The 24,687-nt window shown below is 64.0% G+C and carries 23 protein-coding genes; 9 read left to right on the top strand and 14 right to left on the bottom strand.

The genetic code is table 11. The features are described from left to right. The first annotated feature begins 230 nt into the window (after positions 1 to 230). Entirely contained in the window at positions 231 to 842 is a 612-nt protein-coding gene (locus C1A35_RS30070; RefSeq protein WP_104667911.1) for an alpha-ketoglutarate-dependent dioxygenase AlkB family protein, read from the top strand. 76 nt (positions 843 to 918) lie between these two features. On the opposite strand, the gene coaA is transcribed toward C1A35_RS30070, so the two are convergent. From coaA to hisB, 7 genes are read right to left on the bottom strand one after another with little or no spacing between them, the layout of a single operon-like run. Next, a complete protein-coding gene (gene coaA / locus C1A35_RS30065; RefSeq protein WP_104667910.1) occupies positions 919 to 1,911 on the bottom strand; it encodes a type I pantothenate kinase in 993 nt (330 codons plus the stop codon). Next, positions 1,908 to 2,231: a phosphoribosyl-ATP diphosphatase gene (locus tag C1A35_RS30060; RefSeq protein WP_104667909.1), complete on the bottom strand. Its 324-nt coding sequence runs from the start codon at positions 2,229 to 2,231 to the stop codon at positions 1,908 to 1,910. Before C1A35_RS30060 ends, coaA begins: the two co-directional genes overlap by 4 nt. Positions 2,232 to 2,247: 16 nt before the next feature. Further along, positions 2,248 to 3,024: an imidazole glycerol phosphate synthase subunit HisF gene (gene hisF, locus C1A35_RS30055; RefSeq protein WP_104667908.1), complete on the bottom strand. Its 777-nt coding sequence runs from the start codon at positions 3,022 to 3,024 to the stop codon at positions 2,248 to 2,250. A gap of 4 nt (positions 3,025 to 3,028) precedes the next feature. Continuing rightward, positions 3,029 to 3,766: a 1-(5-phosphoribosyl)-5-[(5-phosphoribosylamino)methylideneamino]imidazole-4-carboxamide isomerase gene (gene hisA, locus C1A35_RS30050; RefSeq protein WP_104667907.1), complete on the bottom strand. Its 738-nt coding sequence runs from the start codon at positions 3,764 to 3,766 to the stop codon at positions 3,029 to 3,031. Between the two features lie 28 nt (positions 3,767 to 3,794). Next, positions 3,795 to 4,445, bottom strand: coding sequence for an imidazole glycerol phosphate synthase subunit HisH (gene hisH / locus C1A35_RS30045; RefSeq protein ID WP_104667906.1), 651 nt, complete (start codon positions 4,443 to 4,445; stop codon positions 3,795 to 3,797). Further along, on the bottom strand, positions 4,445 to 4,915 hold the full coding sequence (locus tag C1A35_RS30040) for a DUF2628 domain-containing protein (protein ID WP_104667905.1): 471 nt from the start codon (positions 4,913 to 4,915) through the stop codon (positions 4,445 to 4,447). The genes hisH and C1A35_RS30040 overlap by 1 nt, the downstream gene beginning before the upstream one ends. A gap of 24 nt (positions 4,916 to 4,939) precedes the next feature. Continuing rightward, positions 4,940 to 5,548, bottom strand: a complete 609-nt coding sequence (gene hisB / locus C1A35_RS30035) for an imidazoleglycerol-phosphate dehydratase HisB (protein ID WP_104667904.1) — start codon at positions 5,546 to 5,548, stop codon at positions 4,940 to 4,942. Between the two features lie 262 nt (positions 5,549 to 5,810). On the opposite strand from hisB, the gene hslV reads away from it, so the two are divergent. The 5 genes from hslV (at position 5,811) to C1A35_RS30010 (ending at position 10,792) form a co-directional block, all read left to right on the top strand. Further along, the gene (gene hslV, locus C1A35_RS30030; protein WP_057252069.1) at positions 5,811 to 6,368 is read left to right on the top strand and encodes an ATP-dependent protease subunit HslV; all 558 of its coding nucleotides are present in this window, start codon (positions 5,811 to 5,813) and stop codon (positions 6,366 to 6,368) included. Beyond that, positions 6,358 to 6,882 (top strand): GNAT family N-acetyltransferase, encoded by a 525-nt coding sequence (locus tag C1A35_RS30025; protein ID WP_104667903.1) that lies wholly within the window; start codon positions 6,358 to 6,360, stop codon positions 6,880 to 6,882. The genes hslV and C1A35_RS30025 overlap by 11 nt, the downstream gene beginning before the upstream one ends. After that, positions 6,879 to 8,183 (top strand): ATP-dependent protease ATPase subunit HslU, encoded by a 1,305-nt coding sequence (gene hslU, locus C1A35_RS30020; RefSeq protein WP_104667902.1) that lies wholly within the window; start codon positions 6,879 to 6,881, stop codon positions 8,181 to 8,183. The genes C1A35_RS30025 and hslU overlap by 4 nt, the downstream gene beginning before the upstream one ends. 195 nt (positions 8,184 to 8,378) lie before the next feature. Then, positions 8,379 to 9,323 carry a DUF1402 family protein gene (locus C1A35_RS30015; protein WP_104667901.1) on the top strand — a complete coding sequence of 315 codons (945 nt, stop codon included), beginning with the start codon at positions 8,379 to 8,381 and terminating at the stop codon, positions 9,321 to 9,323. Between the two features lie 74 nt (positions 9,324 to 9,397). Beyond that, complete coding sequence (locus C1A35_RS30010; RefSeq protein WP_104667977.1) at positions 9,398 to 10,792, top strand: cytochrome P450; 1,395 nt, start codon at positions 9,398 to 9,400, stop codon at positions 10,790 to 10,792. Here C1A35_RS30010 and C1A35_RS30005 read toward each other — a convergent pair. Further along, the gene (locus C1A35_RS30005; RefSeq protein ID WP_158665205.1) at positions 10,746 to 11,432 is read right to left on the bottom strand and encodes a hypothetical protein; all 687 of its coding nucleotides are present in this window, start codon (positions 11,430 to 11,432) and stop codon (positions 10,746 to 10,748) included. The genes C1A35_RS30010 and C1A35_RS30005 overlap by 47 nt on opposite strands. Positions 11,433 to 11,523: 91 nt before the next feature. Between C1A35_RS30005 and C1A35_RS30000 the strand changes: the two genes are divergently transcribed. Both C1A35_RS30000 and C1A35_RS29995 read left to right on the top strand, forming a co-directional pair. Then, the gene (locus C1A35_RS30000) at positions 11,524 to 13,527 is read left to right on the top strand and encodes a hydantoinase/oxoprolinase N-terminal domain-containing protein (RefSeq protein ID WP_104667899.1); all 2,004 of its coding nucleotides are present in this window, start codon (positions 11,524 to 11,526) and stop codon (positions 13,525 to 13,527) included. A gap of 204 nt (positions 13,528 to 13,731) precedes the next feature. Next, complete coding sequence (locus C1A35_RS29995; protein WP_104667898.1) at positions 13,732 to 15,903, top strand: malate synthase G; 2,172 nt, start codon at positions 13,732 to 13,734, stop codon at positions 15,901 to 15,903. Between the two features lie 108 nt (positions 15,904 to 16,011). Here the strand turns inward: C1A35_RS29995 and C1A35_RS29990 are convergent, their stop codons facing one another. Both C1A35_RS29990 and C1A35_RS29985 read right to left on the bottom strand, forming a co-directional pair. Then, complete coding sequence (locus C1A35_RS29990; RefSeq protein WP_104667897.1) at positions 16,012 to 17,937, bottom strand: HAMP domain-containing methyl-accepting chemotaxis protein; 1,926 nt, start codon at positions 17,935 to 17,937, stop codon at positions 16,012 to 16,014. A 275-nt stretch (positions 17,938 to 18,212) separates the two neighbouring features. After that, positions 18,213 to 18,902: a L,D-transpeptidase gene (locus tag C1A35_RS29985; RefSeq protein ID WP_104667896.1), complete on the bottom strand. Its 690-nt coding sequence runs from the start codon at positions 18,900 to 18,902 to the stop codon at positions 18,213 to 18,215. 184 nt (positions 18,903 to 19,086) lie between these two features. Here C1A35_RS29985 and C1A35_RS29980 point away from each other — a divergent pair, with 184 nt between their 5' ends. After that, positions 19,087 to 19,611: an MmcB family DNA repair protein gene (locus tag C1A35_RS29980; RefSeq protein WP_104667895.1), complete on the top strand. Its 525-nt coding sequence runs from the start codon at positions 19,087 to 19,089 to the stop codon at positions 19,609 to 19,611. Between the two features lie 73 nt (positions 19,612 to 19,684). On the opposite strand, the gene C1A35_RS29975 is transcribed toward C1A35_RS29980, so the two are convergent. The 4 genes from C1A35_RS29975 to C1A35_RS37135 form a co-directional block, all read right to left on the bottom strand. Beyond that, the gene (locus C1A35_RS29975) at positions 19,685 to 20,269 is read right to left on the bottom strand and encodes an ActR/PrrA/RegA family redox response regulator transcription factor (RefSeq protein WP_104667894.1); all 585 of its coding nucleotides are present in this window, start codon (positions 20,267 to 20,269) and stop codon (positions 19,685 to 19,687) included. 81 nt (positions 20,270 to 20,350) lie between these two features. Next, a complete protein-coding gene (locus C1A35_RS29970) occupies positions 20,351 to 21,658 on the bottom strand; it encodes an ActS/PrrB/RegB family redox-sensitive histidine kinase (RefSeq protein WP_104667893.1) in 1,308 nt (435 codons plus the stop codon). A gap of 34 nt (positions 21,659 to 21,692) precedes the next feature. Beyond that, the gene (gene hrpB / locus C1A35_RS29965) at positions 21,693 to 24,152 is read right to left on the bottom strand and encodes an ATP-dependent helicase HrpB (protein WP_104667892.1); all 2,460 of its coding nucleotides are present in this window, start codon (positions 24,150 to 24,152) and stop codon (positions 21,693 to 21,695) included. Next, positions 24,149 to 24,283, bottom strand: a complete 135-nt coding sequence (locus C1A35_RS37135) for a hypothetical protein (RefSeq protein ID WP_272939277.1) — start codon at positions 24,281 to 24,283, stop codon at positions 24,149 to 24,151. Before C1A35_RS37135 ends, hrpB begins: the two co-directional genes overlap by 4 nt. Positions 24,284 to 24,687: the final 404 nt, after the last annotated feature.

Raw genomic sequence — 24,687 nt, 5'->3', positions numbered from 1 at the left:
ATTGGGTCGATCCGACCCAATTCATCGTGATCCATCCTTGTAAGCTAGAGCGGGATGCGGGCGGAAAACCGCGCACACTTTTTCCTCATCCCGCTCTGACGCGTTTTCAGAATGGCCGCAGGAACCTGGGCGATCACGTTGTCGGGCCGACGGATGTCGCTTATGCCGATTGGCCGCTTCGTTATGGTGCCGACAGCACTTCTCGGCCTGGAACAATAGGGGCTTTTTCGATGCAGGTGCTCCCGAAAGGGGTCAGGCATATCCCGGGCTATCTCGATCGCACCCGGCAGGAGCAACTGGTCGAGGCGATTCGGTCAGTCGTTGCCGAGGCGCCGCTCTTCGTGCCGGAGATGCCGAAGACCGGAAAACCCATGTCGGTCCGCATGACCAATTGCGGCTCGCTCGGCTGGGTCACGGATCGCGAGCGCGGCTATCGTTACCAGGCTCAGCATCCGGTGACCGGCCGGTCCTGGCCGCCGATGCCGGAGGTGCTTCTCGACATCTGGAGCGCGGTTTCCGCCAGCAGCAAGATGCCGGAAGCATGCCTGGTAAACTTCTATTCCGAGGAGGCGCGCATGGGCCTCCACCAGGACCGCGACGAGCGTGATCTCGAAACGGCTGTCGTGTCGATTTCGCTCGGTGACAGCTGCCTGTTTCGTGTCGGCGGCAACACGCGCGGCGGACAGACCATGTCCTTCCGGCTGGAAAGCGGTGATGTCGTGGTGCTGGGCGGGGAAGGGCGGCTCGCCTTCCATGGCGTCGACCGGATCTATCCGGACACCTCGACGCTGCTCAAGAACGGCGGTCGGCTCAACCTGACGCTGCGCCGCGTCAATCCTTGATCAACTATTTGAAACGGCGCAACCTCGGGCGGAAAACCGCCTCACACGTTTCCTGAGATTCCTCTGCGCTGAAAACTCAGAGTTTCCGGAGCGCCACCTTTTCCGTCAGGTGGTTCGGACCCTTCTGCAGGATCAGGTCGGCGCGCGGGCGCGTCGGCAGGATGTTCTGGTGCAGGTTCTTGAGGTTGATGTTGTGCCACAGGCCCTCGGCAATAGCGCGGGCGGCGTCCTCGCTGATCGTGGCGTAGCGATGGAAGTAGGATTCCGGGTTCTTGAAGGCGGTTTCGCGCAGCCGCATGAAGCGGTTGACGTACCAGCTGTGGATCAGGCTTTCCTCGGCATCGATATAGATCGAGAAGTCGAAGAAATCCGACACCATAGGCACGATCTTGCCATCCGCGGGCAGGTTGCGCGACTGCAGCACGTTGATGCCTTCGAAGATCAGGATGTCCGGTCGGTCGATGACGGTGAACTGGTCCGGCAGCACGTCATAGGTGAGGTGCGAATAGCTCGGCGCCCTGACGTTCGGCTGGCCGGCCTTGATCGCCGACAGGAAGCGCAGCAGCGCGCCGACGTCGTAGCTTTCCGGGAAGCCTTTGCGGTCCATCATATTTTCGCGCTGGAGCACGGCGTTCGGATAGAGAAAGCCGTCCGTCGTCACCAGATCGACCTTCGGGCTCGACGGCCAGCGCGACAGGAGCTGCGCCAGGATACGCGCCGTGGTCGACTTGCCGACGGCGACCGACCCGGCAATGCCGATGACGAAGGGTGTCTTCGTCTCCGACATGCTGAGGAAGCGCTTGCGCTGCTCGAACAGCATCTGCGACGATTCCACATGGGTGGAGAGAAGGCGCGACAGCGACAGGTAGATCTGCCGGACTTCGCGAAGATCGACCGGGTCGTTCAGCGAGCGCAGCCGCTGCACCTCATCGGCCGTCAGCGTCATCGGCGTATCGGCACGAAAGCGAGACCATTCCTCGGCGGTGAAGAAATGATAGGGCGAATAGTCCCGCTTTTCGGGGTGGTCGGGCAGGTCGGCTGCTTCGATGTCTTTCGCCGCTATCGTCATGGGGTCTGCCGATTTGCCTTTTCCTGCAGGCCGGATTGGTTGGTCCGCCGCTGAAGTTCGTTGAGCACATCCTGCAACGGAACGTCGGCGATCTTCAATACGACCATCAGATGATAGATGAGATCGGCGCTTTCGGCGACGAGATTCGCGCGGTCGTTGCTGATGGCCGCAATCACGGTCTCGACCGCTTCCTCGCCGAGTTTTTTTGCCGCTTTCGGCTGGCCGGCCGCCACCAGCTTTGCCGTCCAGGATTCCTCCGGTGCCGCTTGCGCGCGTGTCGCGACGATGGCTTCGAGGTCGGAAAGTGTGAAGTCAGCCATGGGAGATCCTGGAGCCTTAATCGAGGCGCATGGCGATGCCATGCTCGGCCATAAAGCGCTTGGTTTCGCCAATGCTATAGGTGCCGAAGTGGAAGATGGAGGCGGCAAGCACGGCGGTCGCGTGACCGTCCTTGATACCGGCGACCATGTGGTCGAGCGTGCCGACGCCGCCGGACGCAATCACCGGGGCGCGAACCGCATCGGCGACCGCGCGGGTGAGCGCGATGTCGTAGCCGCTCTTGGTACCGTCGCGGTCCATCGAGGTCAGAAGGATCTCGCCGGCGCCAAGGTCGACGACCCGGCGGGCGAAGTCGACCGCATCGATGCCGGTCGTCTGGCGTCCGCCATGGGTGAAGATTTCCCAGCGGTCGGCTTCGCCGTCCTTCGACACCTTCTTGGCGTCGATGGCGACGACGATGCACTGGTTGCCGAACTTGTCGGCGGCTTCGGCGACGAATTCCGGGTTCTTCACCGCGGCCGTGTTGATCGACACCTTGTCGGCGCCGGCCAAGAGCAGCTTGCGGATATCCGAGACCTGGCGCACGCCGCCGCCCACTGTCAGCGGCATGAAGCACTGTTCGGCGGTGCGCGCGATGACGTCGAAGATCGTCTCGCGATTGTCCGAGGAGGCAGTGATGTCGAGGAAGCAGAGCTCGTCGGCGCCGGCGGCGTCATAGGCGCGCGCCGCTTCCACCGGGTCGCCGGCGTCGATCAGGTCGACGAAGTTGACGCCCTTGACCACACGGCCGTCCTTGACGTCGAGGCAGGGAATGACACGGGCTTTGAGAGACATGATTTCAAGCCTTTCTCGCGGCGCGGATCAGGTCCAGCGCCTCCTGCGGGTCGATGCGGCCGTCATAGAGCGCGCGGCCGGAGATGGCGCCTTCGAGTTTCGTTGCCTCCGGTGCGACCATCCGGCGGATGTCGTCCATCGAGGCGAGGCCGCCCGATGCGATGACCGGAATCGAAACCGCATCCGCGAGTTCCAGCGTCGAGGCCCAGTTGATGCCGGTCAGGATGCCGTCGCGGTCGATGTCGGTATAGATGATCGCCGAGACGCCGGCGCCTTCGAACTTCTTCGCAAGCTCGATCACGCCGAGTTCGGAAGCCTCGGCCCAGCCTTCGACGGCGACCTTGCCGCCCTTGGCATCGATGCCGACGGCGACCTTGCCCGGGAACTTGGCGCAGGCTTCGATGACGAGCGCCGGATCGCGCACGGCGACGGTGCCGAGAATGACGCGCGCAAGCCCGCGCGACAGCCAGTTCTCGATATGGTCGAGCGTGCGAATGCCACCGCCGAGCTGCACCGGGTTTTTGGTTGCCTTGAGGATGGCGTCGACGGCGGCACCGTTGACCGTCTCACCGGCAAAGGCGCCGTTCAAGTCGACAACGTGCAGCCATTCGAAGCCCTGCTCCTCGAACGCACGGGCCTGGGCTGCCGGGTCCGGGTTGTAAACCGTGGCCTGGTCCATGTCGCCGAGCTTCAGGCGCACGCATTGCCCGTCTTTCAGGTCGATCGCGGGAAAGAGTATCATGGGTCTGTCCAATCAGTCGTGCGAAAGCTCAGGGCTTCCAGCGCAGGAAATTCGAGATGAGGGCGAGGCCGAGCGCCTGGCTCTTTTCCGGGTGGAACTGCGAGCCGGCCTTGTTGCCGTTGGCGACGAAAGCGGTGACCGGGCCACCGTAGTCAGCCTCGGCGACCACGTCGTCGGCATTCTCGGCCGCCAGGTGGTACGAGTGCACGAAATAGGCATGCAGACCGCCTTCGCCAACCTGGATGCCGTCAAACAACGGATGCGCGCGCTTGAGCGTCAGCGTGTTCCAGCCGATCTGCGGGATCTTCAGCGTGGGATCAGTGGGCGTCATCTCGACGACATCGCCGGGGATCCAGCCGAAACCATGGGTAATGGTCTTTTCGAGCCCCCGCGACGACATCAGCTGCATGCCGACGCAGATGCCGAGGAACGGCCGCCCGGCCTGTTCCACGACTTCTGTGAGTGCCTGCTCCATGCCATCGACGGCCGCAAGGCCGCGGCGGCAATCGGCATAGGCGCCGACGCCCGGCAGCACGATGCGGTCGGCGCTTGCCACCCGCTCCGGCTTGTCGGTGAGGTCGATCTCGGCTGCAATGCCGGCTTCGCGGGCGGCCCGTTCAAAGGCCTTGGTGGCCGAGCGCAGGTTGCCCGAGCCGTAGTCGATGATGGCGACGCGCATCAGCGTTCTCCGTAGGAATCAAAAAGGCCGAGGCCGGGGCCGCCGGTTGAGGCTTTGCGCACGGTCCAGTCGGCCGGGGAGGATGGGGCCGAGGTTCTCTCGGCCGGCGCCACGCTGGTGAAGTAGATCTCTTCAGCGGCCTCCAGGTTCGATGCCGGAACGATCGAACGCAGCGTCCAGTCGCGGGCCGCCAGGCTGCGCGCAACCAGAACCGGGCCTTCGAGCGCGACCACGAGCCGTAGCGCGAGCTGCGCCAAGAGCGATGGCAGGAATCCGCTCTCGTGGTTTGACAGGAAGATTAACGAGATCTGCAGAACAGCAACTGCGATTCCGATGACCCATTGGCGTTTGGCGAAAAGCCAGAGCGCCGGGAAAAGGAAAGCCCACCAGGAGAAGCCGTCGGCGACAAAACGCGCGCGCTCGTCGTCGGCGCGTGCACCCGGCGGGGTGAGGATCATGTAAGAAGCCATGGGTTCAGCCAGTGACTGGCCGCTTTAGGCAAGGGTCCCCTTGGTCGAGGGAACGCGGCCGGCCTGGCGCGGGTCGATTTCGGTTGCCGTGCGGAGCACGCGGGCGACGGACTTGAAGCAGGTCTCGGCGATATGATGGTTGTTGGCGCCGTAGATGTTCTGGATATGCAGCGTGATCCCGGCATGCTGGGCAAGCGCCTGGAAGAATTCGCGCACGAGTTCCGTGTCGAAGGTGCCGATCTTCGGCGAGGTAAACGTCACGTTCCAGACGAGGAACGGCCGGCCGGAAACGTCCACCGCCGCGCGGGTCATCGTTTCGTCCATCGCAAGGTCCAGCGAGGCATAGCGGGTGATGCCGCGCCGGTCGCCGAGCGCCTTGGCAATGGCCTGGCCGATGGCAATGCCGGTGTCCTCGACCGTATGGTGGTCGTCGACATGCAGGTCGCCGTCCGTCTTGATCTCCATGTCGATGAGGGAATGGCGGGCGAGCTGGTCCAGCATATGGTCGAAGAAACCGACGCCGGTCGAAATCTTCGAAACGCCGGTGCCGTCGATATTGACCGATACGGACACTGCGGTTTCGTTGGTCTTGCGCGAAACCTCTGCAGTGCGGCTGGACGTGGCTTCTGCCATCGGGCTCTCCTGTATGCGCCGGTGCGGAACCCTTAATCCCGCTCCAGCTTGCGATCTGGGCCGCTCCTTATCAGGCAAAAGCTGAAATATCCAGAACTTGAGTGTTCGATTCGAATCAGCGGACGCCGGGAACAGAGCGAAGATTGCGCCCATGGGCTGTTGCCATTTGCAAACCTGTCTGCCGTACTTACATAGGCCTCAAGCAACCAGGCTCGGATCCGAGCCGCAACGCCCCGCGTATTGGGGGCCGACAGGTACCTTCATGAGTGAACACAATCCCTACGGAACGATGCATGCGACGACCATCATCACGGTACGCAAGGATGGCAAGGTGGTGATGGCCGGCGATGGCCAGGTGAGCCTCGGCCAGACCGTGATGAAGAGCAACGCGCGCAAGGTGCGGCGCCTTGCCAAGGGTGACGTCATCGCCGGCTTTGCCGGTGCGACGGCCGATGCCTTCACGCTGCTTGAAAGGCTCGAAGCCAAGCTTGAGCAATATCCCGATCAGTTGATGCGCGCGGCCGTCGAGCTCGCCAAGGACTGGCGCACCAACAAGTATCTGCGCAATCTCGAGGCTATGATGCTGGTCGCCGACAAGTCGATCACCCTTGCCATCACCGGCAATGGCGACGTGCTGGAGCCTGAGCATGGCACGATCGCCATCGGATCGGGCGGCAACTACGCTTTTGCCGCGGCCCGCGCGCTCATGGACAGCGACAAGTCGGCCGAAGACATCGCCCGCCGGGCGCTGCAGATAGCCGGTGACATCTGCGTCTACACAAACCACAATATCGTGGTGGAGACGCTGGATGCCGAATGACCGGCCGCATGTCAGTTTCGTTCCGGTGGCCGATGGCCACCTCTCGATGCTGCATGCCTGGCTGAGCGAACCGCATGTGCGGCAATGGTGGGGCGATCCGGACAAGGAAGTGGAACTGATCCGCGAAGGCTGCGCGTCTGGAGAGGTGGAAGGCTTCATCTTCCACGTGGCCGGCGAACCGGCGGGCTACATCCAGTCCTGGAAGCCCCATCAATATCCGGACGAGGAGTCCTGGGTGAAGGATCTGCCGGCCGATGTGCCCGGTATCGACATCTTCGTCGGCCCGGCGGAACTGACGGGCAGGGGCGTCGCCCCACTGGCGCTCCGGGCTTTCGCCGAACGGCTGTTTGCCGCCGGCGCGCCGCGGATCGTGATCGACCCTGACGCCGGCAACCGGCGCGCGGTCAGTGCCTACTCCAAGGCTGGCTTCGTGCCCTATGCAGAATGGATTGATGCATCCGGCCGCACGCTCCTGATGGAGCTGACGCGGACCGAGTTTGAGAGGACTACATGAGTACGTTTTCACCAAGGGAAATCGTGTCGGAACTCGACCGTTTCATCATCGGCCAGAAGGACGCCAAGCGCGCCGTGGCGATTGCGCTGCGCAACCGCTGGCGCCGCCAGCAGCTTGGCGACGAGCTGCGCGACGAGGTGATGCCGAAGAACATTCTGATGATCGGACCGACCGGCGTCGGCAAGACCGAGATTTCCAGGCGCCTTGCCAAGCTCGCCGGCGCGCCCTTCGTCAAGGTCGAGGCGACCAAGTTCACCGAGGTCGGCTATGTCGGCCGCGATGTCGAGCAGATCATCCGTGACCTCGTCGAGGTCGGGATCGGTCTCGTGCGCGAAAAGCGCCGCGTCGAGGTCAAGGCCAAGGCCCACCAGAACGCCGAGGAGCGCGTGCTCGACGCGCTGGTCGGCGCCACGGCCTCGCCGGCGACACGCGACAGCTTCCGCAAGAAGCTGCGCGCCAATGAACTCGACGACAAGGAGATCGAAGTCGACCTCGCCGAGACCGGTGCGCCGGGCGGTTTCGAAATCCCGGGCATGCCGGGCGCCAATATCGGCGTCCTGAACCTCTCGGAAATGTTCGGCAAGGCCATGGGCGGCCGCACCAAGAAGGTCAAGACGACGGTCAAGGCCTCCTACGATCTCCTGATCAACGACGAGTCCGACAAGCTGCTCGACAACGAGCAGATCCAGCGCGAGGCGGTGAAGGCAGTCGAGGACGACGGCATCGTCTTCCTCGACGAGATCGACAAGATCGCCTCGCGAGAGGGCGGCATGGGGGCGGGCGTGTCGCGCGAAGGCGTGCAGCGCGACCTCTTGCCACTCGTCGAAGGCACGACGGTTGCCACCAAGTACGGGCCGGTCAAGACCGACCATATCCTGTTCATCGCCTCCGGCGCCTTCCATGTGGCCAAGCCCTCGGATCTCCTGCCGGAATTGCAGGGTCGCCTGCCGATCCGCGTCGAGCTTCGGGCACTGACCAAGGAAGACTTCCGCCGCATCCTGACGGAAACCGAGGCCAGCCTCATCCGCCAGTACAAGGCGCTCCTGGATACCGAAGAGGTCAAGCTCGACTTCACCGACGACGCGATCGATGCGCTCGCCGATGTCGCGGTGCATTTGAACGCGACCGTCGAAAACATCGGCGCCCGTCGGCTGCAGACGGTGATGGAGCGCGTGCTGGACGAGATATCGTTCAACGCACCCGACCGTGCCGGCCACGAAGTGACGATCGATGCCGAATATGTCCGCAAGCATGTCGGCGATCTCGCCGCCAACACCGATCTGTCGCGCTACATCCTGTGACATTTCGGTCGAAGCGTACGCGCAAGCGGTCGCAACCCTGAATACTTGAGGCCGCCTGTCTCTCGACAGGCGGCCTTAATTTTTCTAACACGGACGCGGATACGATCGTGGTCCGGGCATGTTTCCGACATGATCTTGGCGTAGGAGCGCCCCGCCGACCGAGGCAGCCTCCACCAGTCACAGGAAGAAGAGATCGTGCGTTTTACCGCCTGCATGCTCGCTATCGCCACGTTTTGCCTGACCGCAAGCCAGACATTCGCCGCGACCGACGTCCCGCCGGGCAACCGCAACGTCGAGCAGCCGGCAATCCCCGGCGCTTCCGTGCGCCGCACCAAGGCTGGCCGCACCTCGTTTGACGCCAAGTTCGAGAAGGTTCGCGATCTCTTGGCGACCGACAAGCAGCTGATCAGCAAGATCAAGTCCGTGTCGGGCGCCTATGGCATCGCGCCGATCCACATGGTCGGCGCCATCGTCGGCGAGCACACCTACAATGTCGACGCCTATGACCGGCTGCAATCCTACTACGTCAAGGCGGCCGCCTATGCCGGCAACAGCTTCCAGTTCGGATACGATGGCGAGACCGTCGCCGAATTCGTGGCTCGGCCGCAATTTTCCGAGTGCGGCGCCAAGAGAGGCGCCTATGCGCTCTGGAGCTGCCGCGAACGCGTCTGGGACAACGACTTCCGCGGCAAGTCGGTCGGCGGCAAGTCCTTCCCCAACAACCGCTTCAGCGCCGTGTTCTTCCAGCCGTTCTTTGCCGGGCAGACCTTCGGCCTCGGCCAGATCAACCCGCTGACGGCGCTGATGCTGACCGATATCGTCGCAAAGACCTCGGGTTATGATCGTCTCGACGAAAACAATGCCGCCGGCGTCTATGAGGCGATCATGGATCCGGATGTCTCGCTTGCCTATATGGCGGCCTCGATCCGTCATTCGATCGACGCCTACAAGTCGATCGCCGGCGTCGATATCTCGACCAATCCCGGGGTGACCGCGACGCTCTACAACGTTGGCAATCCCGACAGCCGGGCCGCAGCGCTCGCAGCCAGGATCCAGAGCGGCCAGGCACAGTGGCCGGAAGAAAATTATTATGGCTGGCTCGTCAACGACAAGCTGCCGGAGCTCGAAAGCCTCTTGTGATTCACGTGAAGCACTTTCCTTGATTGCGCCGTAAAAACCTGAAATCCTGGCACAATCGAGAAAAGGCAATGATCATGGACATGCGTCCGGAGCCCTTCGAGCCGCCGGCTCCCATTCCTCGCATTGGCATTCCTTCCTACCTGAAGATCATCAGGACCGTCCTGCGCAACCCGCTCGAGCTTTGGGGCGAGCCGTCCTACACCTTGCCCTGGATCGAGACGAGGTTCGCCACGCAGCGCACGCTGATCGTCAACGATCCCGGCCTCATCCGCCACATCCTCGTCGACAATGTCGCCAACTACGAAATGTCGAAGGTGCGCCGGCTGATCCTCAGACCGATCCTGCGCGACGGTCTGCTGACCGCCGAAGGCGAGGTCTGGAAGCGCTCGCGCAAGGCCATGGCGCCGGTGTTTACACCGCGCCACGCCAAGGGCTTTGCCGGCCAGATGCTGCGCAGTTCGGAAGCGTTCGTCGAGCGTTACGCCGAAGCCACGAAAGCCCCGTTCACGACCAATCTCGCCAACGACATGACGGAGCTGACCTTCGACATCCTGGCCGAAACGCTGTTCTCGGGCGAAGTCGCGGTCGAGCGGGACGGGTTCGTGCAGAGCGTCGAGGAGTTGCTGCACCGCATGGGCCGGGTCGATCCGATGGATATCCTGCTCGCTCCGAAGTGGATTCCGCGCCTGACGCGCATCGGCGGCAAGAAGGTGATGAACCGCTTCCGCTCGATCGTGTCCGAAACCATGGCGCTGCGCCGCCGCAAGATGGCCGAGGACCCTAAGGGCACGCCGCAGGATTTTCTGACCCTGCTTCTGGAGATCGAGGGCAGCCAGGGCCTTTCGACCGCCGAGATCGAGGACAATATCCTGACCTTTATCGGTGCCGGGCACGAAACGACCGCCCGGGCGCTCGCCTGGACCCTCTATTGCGTCGCCAACACGACGGCCTATCGCGAGATCATGGAAGCCGAGATCGATGCGGCGATCGCAAGCGGGGCCGAGCCGGTCGACTGGCTCGGCCTGATGCCGCATGTGCTCGCCGCCTTCGAGGAGGCGATGCGGCTCTATCCGCCGGCGCCGTCGATCAATCGCGCCGCGATCGAGGAAGACGAGTGGACCTCGCCGTCCGGCAAGCGGGTACACATCCCTAAGGGGATCGCCGTGCTGATCATGCCCTGGACCTTGCATCGCCACGTGCTCTATTGGGATAAGCCGCGCGCCTTCATGCCCGAGCGTTTCCTGCCGGAAAACCGCGAGAAGCTGCACCGCTACCAGTATCTGCCTTTCGGCGCCGGCCCGCGCGTCTGCATCGGTGCCACCTTCGCGCTGCAGGAAGCGGTGATCGCGCTTGCGGTGATGATGCATCGCTACCGCTTCGATATGACGGCGGAAACCAATCCCTGGCCGGTGCAGCGGCTCACTACTCAACCGCGGGGCGGCTTGCCGATGAGGGTTTCGGTTCGCTGAAGGTCTTGCCGGGGATCGGCGACTGAACGGAACGCACCGGAGAGTCCGCCGGCTTTGGCTGTTGCAGCAGCTTCGACGGCTTCTTGATCGTCTTGATCTGGGCGCAGGTGGCGTCACCGGCATTGTCGCAGGGCTTGTAGACGACGATCTCGCTGCCCGCGCCATCGTCCCAGACCGCCTGGATCGTCAGCGTCTGTGCCGTTTTTGCGGGCAGGGAGATGTAGACGTACTCGGCCGTCTCGTCGCCCGGCAGGTTGAACGGCAGCTGCGGATTGCACTTGGCCAATGGGAAGCGCTGGTCGAGCGCGTCGGAATTGATCGAATAGCGGATTTCCGATAGCCGGCAATGCATCGTCTGCAATGCGGTGAAGTAGATCAGTTGCCGGTCGTCATAGTCGCGAAACTGGATCCATCCGGTCTGCTTGTTGGCGTCGAGCATCGCCTTGTAGATGGCGACTTCGGGCAGTTGCGGCTTGTATTCCTCCTCGTCCGCGTCCTGTGCCCGCGACGAGATTGCCGAAAGACACAGGATGCCCGCTGACAGCAAGGCGACGAGCAACGGATGGCGGCATTCGAGCATGCGATGGACCCCTGCCATTCTCATCGGTGTCGCTGAACTCATCGTCGATGTCTGCGACACGATGGTTTTCTCCTGAAATATGTCATATCACCGCATCGATCCCCATTGAACCCGGGGCCCTTAGCCCCGCGCGAATACCGGACTGCGCGAATTGACCTCCCATTTTCTACTCGGCATCGACACGGGCGGCACCTATACCGACGCCGTTCTCTTCTCGGAAACGCAAGGCGTCGTCGCCAAGGCCAAGGCGCTGACGACCCGCCACGACCTCGCGGTCGGCATTTCCGGCGCGGTCGAGGCCGTGCTCGACCAGGCGAAGGTGCCGGTCTCGGCGATCAGCATGGTGTCGCTGTCGACGACGCTTGCGACCAACGCCCTGGTCGAAGGGCAGGGGGGACGCGCCGGTCTGGTCATGATCGGCTTCGGGCCGGACGACCTGAAGCGCGACGGATTGCTCGAAGCGCTCGGCTCCGACCCGGTGATCTTCTTGCCCGGCGGCCACAACGTGCATGGCGGCGAAACCCCGCTCGACATGGGCGAACTCGACGCCGCGCTGCCAACGCTTGCAGCCCAGGTTTCCTCGTTTGCCATTGCCGGCTACTTCGCCGTGCGCAATCCGGATCATGAGAAGCGGGTGCGCGACCGCATCCGCGAAGTCTCGCACCTGCCGGTGACCTGCAGCCACGAGCTGTCCTCGAAGCTCGGCGGTCCGCGCCGCGCCCTCACGACGCTGCTCAATGCCCGGCTGGTGTCGATGATCGACCGGCTGATCGGTTCCTGCGAAGGTTTTCTGAAGGCGCGCGGCATCGACGTGCCCATGATGGTGGTGCGCGGCGACGGTGCCCTGATCTCGGCTGAAGAAGCGCGTCTGCGCCCGATCGAGACGATCCTCTCCGGTCCGGCCGCAAGCCTCGTTGGTGCCCGGCATCTGACCGGTCTCGACAATGCCGTGGTTTCGGATATCGGCGGAACCACCACCGACGTGGCCGTGCTTGACGGCGGTCGTCCGCGTCTCGATGCAGAAGGCGCCGTCGTCGGCGGCTTCCGCACCATGGTCGAGGCGGTGGCGATGCGCACCTATGGCCTTGGCGGCGATTCGGAGGTGCGCATCAACGATCGCGGGCTCAAGGCCAAGCTCGATCTCGGTCCGCGCCGGCTGATGCCGCTGAGCCTTGCTGCGACGCTCCATGGCGATGCCGTCGTCTCGGTGCTGGAGAAGCAGATGCGCGCGCAGCACCGCGGGCGCCACGACGGCCGCCTTGCCGTGCGCACCGGTCTGCCGGATCATCTGGCAAGCGGCCTGCAGCCGCAGGAAGAGGCGCTTTACGAGCGCATCGGCAGCGTGCCCGTGGCGCTCGAAACGCTGCTGGTCTCCACCCCGCAGAAGGCGACGCTCGACCGGCTGGTCGCGCGTGGGCTCGTGCATATCTGCGGCCTGACGCCATCCGATGCCATGCATGTGCTCGGCCGGCAGTCGCAATGGAATCGCGAAGCGGCTGAGCTTGGCATTCAGCTTGCGGCCCGCACGCGCGACGGCTCCGGCCAACCGATCGCGCCCTCGCCGGAAGTCATGGCTCAGATGATCGTCGACCGGCTGACGCGGCAATCCTCCGAAGTCATCCTGCAGGCCTGTCTCGGCGAAGACGGCGCGGGCGCCATCGATCCCGCCGTCTCGCAGGCCGTCGATCGCGCGCTCAACCGCACCCCGGGCATCGTCCGCTTCTCGCTCGCGCTCGATCGTCCGCTTGTCGGCCTCGGTGCTTCGGCGCCGGTCTATTACCCTGATATCGCCGAGATGCTCGGAACCGATACCGCCATTCCGGAGGAGGCCGGTGTCGCCAATGCCGTCGGCGCTGTGGTCGGCCAGGTCAGTGCCACGGTCACGGTTTTCGTCACCATGCCGGAGGAGGGCATCTTCGTCGTCAACGGTGCGGGGACCAGTGAGCGCTTTCTCGACCAGGAAAAGGCTTTCAATGCCGCGCGCTCGCGAGCGGAAGCGGTTGCGCTGGAGACGGCCCGCACCAATGGCGCCGATGATCCCGCCTCGCTGTTGCGCGAGGAGATCGACGCGCCCGAAGTGGAAGGCAGCCGCAAGCTGATCGAGGCCCGGTTTATCTGCTCGGCAAGCGGTCGGCCGCGCATCGCTCACGATTGATCTTTTCCATTTCGGAAACAATTCTTCGCATCCTTGCAGAATTGACAGGGAATGAATTGGTGAGAAACTGCGGCCGTTTCGCGCGCACATTGCGCCTGGGGCTGGTCCGCGATCGGCTTCAGGGGCAAGATCAACATGTTGGGGCGTTCATCGGATCCGTCCGGATCGGTGGCGCTCCTTACGTCTATTTCAAGGAGTTGGCAGATGGACCGCATTGAGAAGTTTGGGTTGAAGATTGATGCGGGTCTCCATCAGTTTCTGGTGGAAGAGGCGATGCCGGGCACCGGCGTCGATGCGGAGCACTTCTTCGCTGAGCTTGCCGCCCTCGTACACGACCTGGCGCCGAAGAACCGGGCGCTGCTGGCAAAGCGCGACGATCTCCAGGCCAAGCTCGACGGCTGGTACAAGCAGAACGGCGCCCCCAGCGACATCGAGACCTATCAGGCCTTCCTGCGCGATATCGGCTATCTGCTGCCGGAAGGCGGCGACTTCAGCGTTTCGACCGCCAATGTCGATCCGGAAATCGCAACGATTGCCGGTCCGCAGCTCGTCGTGCCCGTCATGAACGCGCGTTATGCCTTGAACGCCGCCAACGCGCGCTGGGGTTCGCTCTATGACGCGCTCTACGGTACGGACGCGATCTCGGACGCCGATGGTGCCGAAAAGGGCCGCGGCTACAATCCGAAGCGCGGCGCCAAGGTCATTGCCTGGGCACGCGACTTCCTCGACGCCAGCGCACCGCTGGCTAAGGGCAATTGGAAGGACGTTACCTCGCTCAGGGTTGCCGACGGTGCGTTGACGGTCGGCCTCAAGGATGGCTCCAGCACTTCGCTGCGCAACGCGGCTCAGTTTGCCGGTCATTCCGGTTCGGAAGGTGCGCGCTCGGAAATCGTTCTCCGGCACAACAACCTGCATGCGATCGTCGTTCTCGACACCTCCACCCCGATCGGCAAGGAAGATCCGGCCGGCATTTCCGACGTCGTTCTCGAATCGGCGATCACCACGATCATGGACTGCGAGGATTCGGTCGCGGCCGTCGACGCCGAAGACAAGGTCGTCGTCTACCGCAACTGGCTCGGCCTGATGAAGGGCGACCTCGAAGAGGAGGTCGCCAAGGGCGGCAAGACCTTCACTCGCCGCCTCAATGCCGACCGCACCTACCGGGCTGCTGCCGGCGGCACGCTGTCGCTTCCCGGCCGCTCGCTGATGCTGGTCCGCAATGTCGGCCACCTGATGACGAATCCGGCTATCCTTGACCGTGACGGCAACGAAGTGCCTGAGGGCATCATGGACGCCATGGTGACGGCGCTGATTGCCCTGCACGATGTCGGCAACGGCGGTCGCCGCATGAACTCCCGCGAAGGGTCCATGTATGTCGTCAAGCCGAAGATGCACGGGCCGGAAGAAGTCGCCTTCGCCAGCGAGATTTTCGCCCGCGTCGAGAAGGCGCTCGGCATGCCCGCCAACACCATGAAGATGGGCATCATGGACGAGGAGCGCCGCACGACGGTCAACCTCAAGGAATGCATCCGCGCTGCCCGCGAGCGCGTCGTCTTCATCAACACCGGCTTCCTCGACCGCACCGGCGACGAGATGCACACCTCCATGGAAGCCGGCCCGATGATCCGCAAGGGCGACATGAAGCAGGCCGCCTGGATCGGCGCCTACGAGAACTGGAACGTCGACATCGGCCTTGAATGCGGCCTCTCCGGTCACGCCCAGATCGGCAAGGGCATGTGGGCGATGCCCGACCTGATGGCGGCGATGCTTGAGCAGAAGATCGCCCATCCGAAGGCCGGCGCCAACACCGCATGGGTTCCGTCGCCGACGGCCGCGACGTTGCACGCGACGCACTACCACCGCGTCAATGTCGCCGAGGTACAGGCGAGCCTGAAGAGCCGCGCTCGCGCCAAGCTGTCCGACATCCTGTCGGTGCCGGTCGCTGTCCGCCCCAACTGGACGCCCGAGGAAATCCAGCGCGAACTCGACAACAACGCACAAGGCATCCTCGGCTATGTCGTGCGCTGGGTCGATCAGGGCGTCGGCTGCTCGAAGGTTCCCGACATCAACAATGTCGGCCTGATGGAAGATCGCGCGACGCTGCGCATTTCCGCCCAGCACATGGCCAACTGGCTGCACCATGGCGTCGTCAGCGAGGCCCAGGTGGTCGATACGATGAAGCGCATGGCGGCCGTCGTCGACGGTCAGAATGCGGATGATCCGCTCTACGTCGCCATGGCCGGCAACTTCGACGGTTCGATCGCCTTTAAGGCCGCCGTCGAACTCGTTCTCAAGGGTCGCGAGCAGCCGAACGGCTACACCGAGCCGGTGCTGCACCGCCGCCGTCTGGAGCTGAAGGCGCGCAACGCCGCCTGATCAGCCACCGAAGCCCGGGTAATGGAAGAAGCCGTGCGTTCAGATGAACGCACGGCTTCTTCATTTCAGTGGATTCCGGTCGCCGGTCGCGATCGACGTCTGCGCGCTCTAAAACTCCGCCCAGCCGTCCGTTGCGAGTGCGACATTGCCGTGGACGGCATAGGCGGCTGGTCGGCGAACCGGCTGGGGTCGCCCCTGGTCGCGCGTGGTTGCGGCGGCTGCCTGGGCAGGCGCCATCGGCCTGCCCTTTGGCTGGGCCTCGCCGGCAAGCGTGAAGCGATCGATGAGGTTGCGCAGGTTCGTGCCTTCCTGCGCCAGCGTCGCGGAGGCAGCATTGGCTTCCTCGACCATCGCCGCATTTCTCTGCGTCACCTGATCCATCTGATTGACGGCGGTGTTGACTTCGCTCAGTCCCACCGATTGTTCGCGCGCGGAGGTGGCGATCGCAGCCATGTGTTCGTTGATGGTGATCACATGCGCCTCGATCGTCTGCAGCGCCTCGCCGGTGTCACGCACCAGGCGCACGCCGTTCTCGACCTCCTGGCTCGATGTGCGGATGAGATCCTTGATTTCCTTGGCGGCCTTCGCCGAGCGCTGGGCGAGCTCGCGCACCTCCTGGGCGACGACGGCAAAGCCCTTGCCCGCTTCGCCGGCCCGCGCCGCTTCGACGCCGGCATTCAGCGCCAGCAGATTCGTCTGGAAGGCGATCTCGTCGATGACGCCGATGATGCTGGAGATCTGGCTCGACGATTCCTCGATCCGCCGCATTGCCTCCACCGCATTGGCCACGACCACAGCGGATTGCGCCGCGCTGGTTTTCGCCTCGCCGGCGACATCGCGTGCCTCCTCCGTGCGGCGCGACGAATTGCTGACATTGGCGGTGATCTGATCGAGTGCCGCGGCCGTTTCCTCAAGCGAAGCGGCCTGCTGTTCCGTGCGCTTGGAGAGGTCGTCGGCGCTCTGGCTGATCTCGCGCGTGCCCATGCCGATGTTTTGTGCGCTGTCGGCAACGGCGAGGAGCGCATCGTTCAACTGTCCGGCCGCCTTGTTGAGGTCGTGGCGCAATTGTTCGAACTCGGCGGCGAACGGCTCGTTCAGCTGAATGGCGAGATCGCCGTTGGCCAGCCGCTGCAGGCCGCCGGCAAGTCCGGCGGTTGCCTGCGTCAGCTTCTCCTGCGCCGTCCGCTCCGCCGCCATCTGGACGCGGACACGTTCGGCCTCGCTGTTGCGCCGGTTCTCCTCGGCCTCCGCCTGCAGCCGCAGGTTCGATCGCGCCGCCGCGCGGAAGGACTGGATGGCCCGCGCCATCTCGGCGATTTCGTCCTTGCCGCCCGTCGGCTCGTCGGCATCCTCGATATGGCCGTCGATCAGCCGGCGCATCGCCGCGATCTGGCGGCCGAGCGGTCCGACGACACCGCGCAGGACGACGAGGAAGGTGCCGGCGGCAAGCGCCATGACCAGAACGATGATGGCGATGTTGAGCTTTTCTACCGTCTCGAACTCGCTGTGTTTGGCTTCAAAGGTCGCACCGGACAGATCGACCTGCAGATCGGAGATCTTGGAGATCGTTTCGGTCAACGGGTCGATCGTCGCGTAGAGCTTTTCGCGCACGAAGGCATCGAGCGCCTTCTGGTCCTTGGCTTGGAGGATTTGCGTCAACGAAGCGATCGAATCCATGGCGACGACCATCTGGCTCCGGGCGTCGTCGACCAGTCGCCGTTCTTCATCGGTCATCGTGGTAGCCGCATAGGCATCCCAATTGGCCTTGATTGCGGCCCGCGCAGCATTGACCGAGGCAAGCCCGCTTTCCATCGTCTCGTTGTCGTTGCGCACCTTGTGCGCGGCATCGACGATCGAGACGGCAAAGGCATCCGACGTCGCCTTGAGGTTTTTCAAAGGCACGATGCGATCGGCATAGACAACGTCCATCGTTTCGCTGGCTTCCGACAGCTTGAACTGACTGTGGATGGCGATGCCGATGGCGATCGTTGAAAGCAGCGCGATCGCGCCGATGAGCTTGGTCTTGATCAGCATGCCAGTCCCTCCCGAGCGGAATTTCTTGGGCACACTGTTTCAATTATTTAGATAACGCTTACTTAATAACCGGCTGAATTTAAGTCGAAATCGAACTTTTCAGAGCGGACAGGGGCAAGATCCGCGACCCTGATTTGAGCGCTGGTTAGTACGGCAACTTTGCGTCGATGGTGTGCCCGGTTGCGGTTCTCGCCCGGAAGTTGGGTGGTACTGGGCGCGAACGAAAAAAGCCGCCGACGGGGGTCGGCGGCTTCGTCAGTGTCGATGTGACTCGATTACTGCTGAACGACGACGCGGGCGTTCTTGCCGGGGCGAACGCGCGAATAGAGGTCGATGATGTCCTGGTTCATCAGGCGGATGCAGCCGGACGAAGCGGCCGTGCCGATCGACGACCATTCCGGCGTGCCGTGCAGGCGGAACAGCGTGTCCTTGCCTTGGTCGTTGAAGAGGTAAAGAGCGCGCGCGCCGAGCGGGTTCTTGAGGCCAGGGCCCATGCCTTCCTCGACATATTTGGCGACTTCCGGCTTGCGCTCCGCCATTTCCTTCGGCGGGTGCCACATCGGCCATTCCTGTTTCCAGGCGACATAGGCTTCGCCTTCCCATGCAAAGCCGGCCTTGCCGACGCCGATGCCGTAGCGAACGGCCTTGCCGCCCGGCAGTACGTAGTAAAGGAAGCGGTTCGGCGTGTTGACGACGATGGTCCCGGGGCGCTCGCTCGTGGCGTAGTCGACGATCTGGCGATGGAAACGGGTATCGACCTTGTTGATCGGAATGGCCGGCAGCGCGTAGCCGTGATCCTCAACTGCGCCATAATCGCCGTTGAAAATCTGATTCGTAGCGACCGTTTGCGCTACGGGGGCGGGTTCGTTCGCAGCCGTTTCGGGTTTGGACGATGTCGTCGAGCAGCCGGCAACGGCGAGTGTCGCCGCGAGGCTGCACAAGAGGAAGGCATTGCGGAAGCGCATGGGATTCTCTTAAAAAGAAGCGAAGTAAAAAACTGGGTCGCCGCGACCAACAGTGACTACGGTTATTTTCGATTAGTTTGTGCTATGCAAGAGATTGCGCGGCCACAATTTGGCTGAAAAGTGCAAATTCCATGACCCTTGTTTTTTTGCAACAAAATGACCGTCCCAAAGGGACACCGGGCGCATGACAATCCTCTCCATCCATGGCGACAATCCCCTGATCGACGGCCGACAGTCGAATCGCGCCATGATGGTGCGCCGCGGCGTGCAGCGGCTGTTCGCCGAACTGCGCCATTCGGTCCTGCCGGAATTGACGCTTGCCAGCGGGCGGCGCGCCGACCTGATATCGCTGTCGGTGAAGGGCGAGATCTGGATCGTCGAAATCAAGACCTCGATCGAGGACTTCCGTGTCGACCGCAAATGGCCGGACTACCGCCAGCATTGCGACCGGCTGTTCTTCGCCACCCATGCCGGCGTGCCGCTGGATATCTTCCCGCAGGAGTGCGGTCTGCTGTTGTCCGACGGTTATGAGGGTCACATCGTGCGCGAAGCGCCCGAACACAAGCTGCCGCCGGCGACGCGAAAGTCGGTGCTGCAGCTCTTTGCCCGCACGGCGGCGCAACGGCTGATGCTCGCCGAATGGGCGGCCGAGCGCAACGGTGAACTCGGCGATTCGATCGGCGACATCCTGTCCGGCGGTCGCGACTGATCCTGGAGAGGATAACGAGCGGGGCAGCGGCAGCCGTTCTCCGCCTGATCGCTCCGGTCGCGAAGCGGGTCCTTTACTTCGGTGCGCGCTTGGCGAGGATGCGCTGCAGCGTGCGGCGATGCATGTTGAGCCGGCGTGCCGTTTCCGAGACGTTGCGCTCGCACATTTCATAGACGCGCTGAATATGCTCCCAGCGGACACGATCGGCCGACATCGGGTTTTCCGGCGGCTCGACGCGCTCGCCCTGGCGCTGAACGAGGGCTGCGAAGATGTCGTCTGCATCGGCGGGCTTGGCGAGATAGTCGACGGCGCCGAGCTTGACCGCGTTCACGGCGGTGGCGATGTTGCCGTAGCCGGTCAGCATGATCATGCGCGTGTCGTCGCGCCGCCCGCGGATCGCCTCGATCACGTCGAGGCCGCTGCCGTCGCCGAGCCGAAGGTCGATCACGGCGTATTTCGGCGGGTTGCCCTTGGCCTTGGCAATGCCCTCTGCCACCGATTCGGCGATGTCGACCGAAAAGCCGCGGGCTTCCATGGCGCGGGCGAGCCGCCTGAGAAAGGGCGCGTCGTCATCGACGAGCAACAGGGTGCGGTCCGGCCCGATCAGTTCGGCGTCCTGGGCGGTGGTGCTGGGCGAAGCTGTCGTTTTGTCGGTCATTCTCGCAATCCTTGAGCGAAAACCTGCGCTTTCGCCGAGATTATAGGTTTCTTCTGCCGTCGTTCAATAAACTGCGAAAAGTCATTTCGCCAGTTTCGTATCCATCAGGGCGCGCGGCCATTCGACGCTGACCCGGGCGCCGGGTCTGTCCGGCCCGCCGTTCTCGAAGCGCAGGCGTGCGCCCGAGCGTTCGAGCAGCGTCTTGGCGATGAAAAGCCCGAGCCCGAGGCCGCCGGCGCTGTCATCCTTCTGCCGGCGCGTCACATAGGGTTCGCCGATCCTCTGCAGGATATCCGGCGCAAAGCCGTCGCCATCGTCCTCGATCGTCACCCGGACCCGATCGGCCGTGTGCTCGACCGTGACCGTCACCTGCTTCTTGGCGTAGTCGACGGCGTTTTCCAAGAGGTTGCCGAGCCCGTAGAGAATGCCGGCGTTGCGATTGCCGACGGGTTCGCTGGCGCGGTCGCCCTTCTCGACGAGGTTGATGTGAATGCCGAACTCGCGGTGCGGCGCCATCACCTCTTCAATGAGCGACGACAGCGGCAGGAGCCGCATATGCTCCTCGCTTTCGGACGACAGCGTCGTCAGCCGCTTCAGGATATCGCGGCAACGTTCGCTCTGGCTGCGCAGGAGGTGCACGTCCTCGCCGAAGCGCGGATCGTTGCCGAGCTCGCGTTCCATCTCCTTGGCAACGACGCTGATCGTCGCAAGCGGCGTGCCGAGCTCGTGGGCGGCGGCGGCGGCCAGCCCATCGAGCTGCGACAGGTGCTTTTCCCGCTGCAGCACCAGTTCGGTCGCCGTCAGTGCTTCCGACAGCTCGCTCGCCTCCAGCGACACGCGGTAGGTATAGAAGGCGGCAAAGGCCGTCATCGAGACGATCGCGAACCAGATGCCGGCGGTCAGCACCCGCGGCATCAGGAGGACCGTGCCCGGATACCAGGGCAGGGGAAAGGGTGAGAAGGCGAGCGCGGTGATCGCGATCACCGCCAGCCCGGCCAGGATGATGCTGTGCGATTTCGGCTGCGACGCCGAGGAAATGATGACGGGGACGCAGAGAAGCGGCGCGAAGGGGTTGGTCAGTCCGCCGGTGATGAACAAGAGCCCGGTGATCTGCGCCAGATCGAGGCCGAGAAGCGCAAAGGCCGCCGGCGGCTGCAGCCGGTGCGTCGGCGGGTAGCGCAGCGTCACATAGGCGTTGACCAGCGCGAGGCTGGCGATCAGCACCAGGCAGGAAATCAAGGGCAGCGGAAACTGCAGCCAGAAGGCGGTGATGAGAACGGCGATCGATTGGCCGCCGACGGCCAGCCAGCGCAGCCGCACGAGCGTCTGCAGGCGCAGGCTGCGGTTGCTGGTCTGGTCGTTGTTGTGTTCGAGCGCAACTGTGGTCATTCTTGCCGGCATTCCTGTCATCGGGGCTTTCGTCTCATGTACCACGCGGCTTTGCCCGTGTCGTCGGCGCCGCATTGGCCGGATCTTCGGGCCAGGGATGCTTCGGATAACGCCCGCGCATGTCGGCGCGCACGTCGCGCCAGGAGCCGGACCAGAAGCCGGGCAGATCGCGCGTCGTCTGGATCGGGCGGTGGCCCGGCGAGATCAACTCGAGCAGCAGCGGCAGCCGGCCGTCGCCGATCGCCGGATGGGTCTTGAGACCGAACAGTTCCTGCACGCGGATCGACAGCAGCGGCTCGTCGCCATCGTAATGGATCGGGTGCCGTTGTCCGGTCGGCGCCTCGAAATGCGTCGGCGCGAGCTTGGCAAGTTCCCGCTGCCGCTCATGCGGGATGAGGGAGAGCAACCCTTCGGACAGGTTGGATGCCTTGATGTCGGCAATGGCCGTGACGCCATGCTGGAACGGCACGAACCAGTCGTCGAGGCGGTCGAGCAGGGCCTCGTCGGAGACATCAGGCCAGGGCTCGCCGATCGAGCGGTTGAGGAAGCCGATACGGTCGCGCATCTGCATCGCCTCCTTGGAAAAAGGCAGCACGGCAAGGCCGAGCTGGCGCACGCCGTCGGCGAGTGCCCGGGCAGCGGCTTCGCCGGTTGGCCGGGCAAGCGGCGCCTCCTCGAAGATGATCGCGCCGAGCCGCGTCACGCGGCGCGCCCGCACCTGCCGGCTTGCCTTGTCGAAGAAGCTCTGGTCCTCGCGGGTGATCGCCTCGGGCATATGGTCTTCGACCTCGGCGCGCGTCAGCTCGGCGGCCGCCAGCACCCGCTGACCGCCGGCGCGGCCGGTGAGGTCGGCGATGACGAGCATGGAAGCAGCCGCAAGCCGCTCCGTCTCTGGTATCTCGGCGCCGCGTCCGTTCGCCATGACGAACCGCCCGCGGCCGCCGCGCTGGAGTGCGATGCGATCGGGAAAGGCATGCATCAGCAGCGCCCCCGGCTGGATCGGTTCGTGCGATTTGGGCGCGCCCTTCAACTCGGCTGCCATGCGCCGCGCCAGATTGCGCGAGGCCTCGGCGCGGTCGCCACGCTCCTGGCGGAAGCGGCGCAGCCGGTCTTCGAGGTCGATGCTGTTGCCGCCAAGACCCTGTTCGGTGAGCATGACAGCCAGGAGACATGCGGCCTCGGCCTGGCCTTCCTCGGCTGCGGCAACGGCCATGGCTGCCAGTCGTGGCGGCAGGGCCAGGTCGCGGATCGTGCGGCCGTTCGGCGTCAGCGCGCCGGCCTCGTCGAGCGCGCCAAGCGTCGCCAGCAATCGCCGCGCCTCGGCGAGCGTCGTCTCGGGTGGCGGGTCGATGAAGGAAAGGGTCGTGGGATCACTCACGCCCCAATGGGCGCAATCGAGCAGCAGGCCCGAGAGGTCGCTGGCCAGAATCTGTGGTGGCGTGAAGGCGGCAAGCGCTGCGTTCTGGCCGCTGTGCCAGAGGCGGATCGCTATGCCGCGCTCGGTTCGTCCCGCGCGGCCGGCGCGCTGGTCGGCGGACGCGCGCGATACCCGCACCGTTTCCAGGCGCGTGATCCCGGTCGCCGCCTCGAACACCGGGAGGCGCTGCAGGCCGCTGTCGATGACGATGCGCACGCCGTCGATGGTGATCGAGGTCTCGGCGATCGAGGTGGCAAGCACGATCTTGCGCGTGCCTGAGGGCGCCGGCCGGATCGCCGCATCCTGCTCCTTCTGGGTCAGGTTGCCGTAGAGCGGCACGATAGCGGTTCCCGCATCGAAGCGGTCCTGAAGCCTTGCGGCGACACGGGTGATTTCGGCCTGGCCGGGCAGGAAGGCAAGGATGGAGCCCTCTTCCATACGATGGGCTTCGGCAATTGTTCGCACCATTGTGTCCTCGACGCTTTCGCCGCCGCGGTCCTGGTAGCGGATATCGATCGGATAGCTGCGCCCAAGGCTTTCGACGACCGGCGCGCCGCCGAGCAGGCCGGCCACCCGCTCGACATCGAGCGTCGCCGACATGACGATGATCTTGAGGTCGTCGCGCAGCGCCGCCTGCACGTCGAGCGCCAGCGCCAGTCCGAAGTCCGCGTCGAGCGAGCGCTCGTGGAATTCGTCGAAGAGCACGGCCGCGACGCCCTTGAGCTCGGGGTCGTCGAGGATCATGCGGGCAAACACGCCCTCGGTCACCACCTCGATCCGCGTCTTGCCGGAGATGCGGTTGTCGAGGCGCATGCGGTAGCCGACGGTTTCGCCGACCTTTTCCCCCAGGAGCTCGGCCATGCGGCCAGCTGCGGCGCGCGCTGCCAGCCGCCGGGGCTCGAGCAGAATGATCTTGCCGCCCTTGGCAAAGGCCTGATCGAGCAGGAACAACGGCACGAGCGTCGTCTTGCCGGCGCCGGGTGGGGCGGAAAGCACCACGGAGGGGCCCGCGCTCAGTGCATGCGCCAGTGCGGGCAGCACCTCGCGAACCGGAAGCGCAGGAAGCTGTGTCGTCACGTCTGGATCTCCGCCCCTATAGGGATGATGGCGCCGCGTGCCGCCGGCGCATCCGCCGGCTTGTGCATCACAAGTTTGTTGATCTGCCCCGCCGCATGGATCGCCACGTCGAGCGGGTGAACATCTCGCAAGTACGGCAATAGTCCGGCCAAGGGCAAGGCATGGCGCGCCGGCAGGCGTGTTGGCGTGGCGTTTCCCCGCCCCACGATCAATATCTGACGATCGAGACGCCGATGTTCTCTATATGTAGGGAAGGGCGCTCTGAGGGGGTATTTCGACCGTGTGAAGCGACCATCAGGATTTTGACTGCCTGGTCAAAGATTCGCGGTGCGGATTCGCCGGTTTTACCGTGCTCTAAGTCGACCGAATTTATCAACAGCCTGTATTTATGTTTGATTTCAATGGGTTGTTTGTTTTTGAAGTTTTTTTGAAGATGCCTGTTGACGTCTGCGAGGTGTGGGGTCTATAAGCCCGATCACTGACGAGGGCGGCGGCGCTGCTGGCGACGACGACCTTCGCTCTAGAGTTTCCTGGT

This window comes from Ensifer adhaerens (assembly GCF_002940685.1).
In the GTDB taxonomy this organism is placed as follows: Bacteria; Pseudomonadota; Alphaproteobacteria; order Rhizobiales; family Rhizobiaceae; genus Ensifer; species Ensifer adhaerens_E.
This window is presented reverse-complemented; position numbering and strand designations above follow the sequence as displayed.

Excerpts from the sequence above, each read along its gene's own strand:
- C1A35_RS30070 (WP_104667911.1), top strand. The coding sequence starts at position 231 with ATGCAGGTGCTCCCGAAAGGGGTCAGGCATATCCCGGGCTATCTCGAT.
- coaA (WP_104667910.1), bottom strand. The coding sequence starts at position 1,911 with ATGACGATAGCGGCGAAAGACATCGAAGCAGCCGACCTGCCCGACCAC.
- C1A35_RS30060 (WP_104667909.1), bottom strand. The coding sequence starts at position 2,231 with ATGGCTGACTTCACACTTTCCGACCTCGAAGCCATCGTCGCGACACGC.
- hisF (WP_104667908.1), bottom strand. The coding sequence starts at position 3,024 with ATGTCTCTCAAAGCCCGTGTCATTCCCTGCCTCGACGTCAAGGACGGC.
- hisA (WP_104667907.1), bottom strand. The coding sequence starts at position 3,766 with ATGATACTCTTTCCCGCGATCGACCTGAAAGACGGGCAATGCGTGCGC.
- hisH (WP_104667906.1), bottom strand. The coding sequence starts at position 4,445 with ATGCGCGTCGCCATCATCGACTACGGCTCGGGCAACCTGCGCTCGGCC.
- C1A35_RS30040 (WP_104667905.1), bottom strand. The coding sequence starts at position 4,915 with ATGGCTTCTTACATGATCCTCACCCCGCCGGGTGCACGCGCCGACGAC.
- hisB (WP_104667904.1), bottom strand. The coding sequence starts at position 5,548 with ATGGCAGAAGCCACGTCCAGCCGCACTGCAGAGGTTTCGCGCAAGACC.
- hslV (WP_057252069.1), top strand. The coding sequence starts at position 5,811 with ATGAGTGAACACAATCCCTACGGAACGATGCATGCGACGACCATCATC.
- C1A35_RS30025 (WP_104667903.1), top strand. The coding sequence starts at position 6,358 with ATGCCGAATGACCGGCCGCATGTCAGTTTCGTTCCGGTGGCCGATGGC.
- hslU (WP_104667902.1), top strand. The coding sequence starts at position 6,879 with ATGAGTACGTTTTCACCAAGGGAAATCGTGTCGGAACTCGACCGTTTC.
- C1A35_RS30010 (WP_104667977.1), top strand. The coding sequence starts at position 9,398 with ATGGACATGCGTCCGGAGCCCTTCGAGCCGCCGGCTCCCATTCCTCGC.
- C1A35_RS29995 (WP_104667898.1), top strand. The coding sequence starts at position 13,732 with ATGGACCGCATTGAGAAGTTTGGGTTGAAGATTGATGCGGGTCTCCAT.
- C1A35_RS29990 (WP_104667897.1), bottom strand. The coding sequence starts at position 17,937 with ATGCTGATCAAGACCAAGCTCATCGGCGCGATCGCGCTGCTTTCAACG.
- C1A35_RS29985 (WP_104667896.1), bottom strand. The coding sequence starts at position 18,902 with ATGCGCTTCCGCAATGCCTTCCTCTTGTGCAGCCTCGCGGCGACACTC.
- C1A35_RS29980 (WP_104667895.1), top strand. The coding sequence starts at position 19,087 with ATGACAATCCTCTCCATCCATGGCGACAATCCCCTGATCGACGGCCGA.
- C1A35_RS29975 (WP_104667894.1), bottom strand. The coding sequence starts at position 20,269 with ATGACCGACAAAACGACAGCTTCGCCCAGCACCACCGCCCAGGACGCC.
- C1A35_RS29970 (WP_104667893.1), bottom strand. The coding sequence starts at position 21,658 with ATGACCACAGTTGCGCTCGAACACAACAACGACCAGACCAGCAACCGC.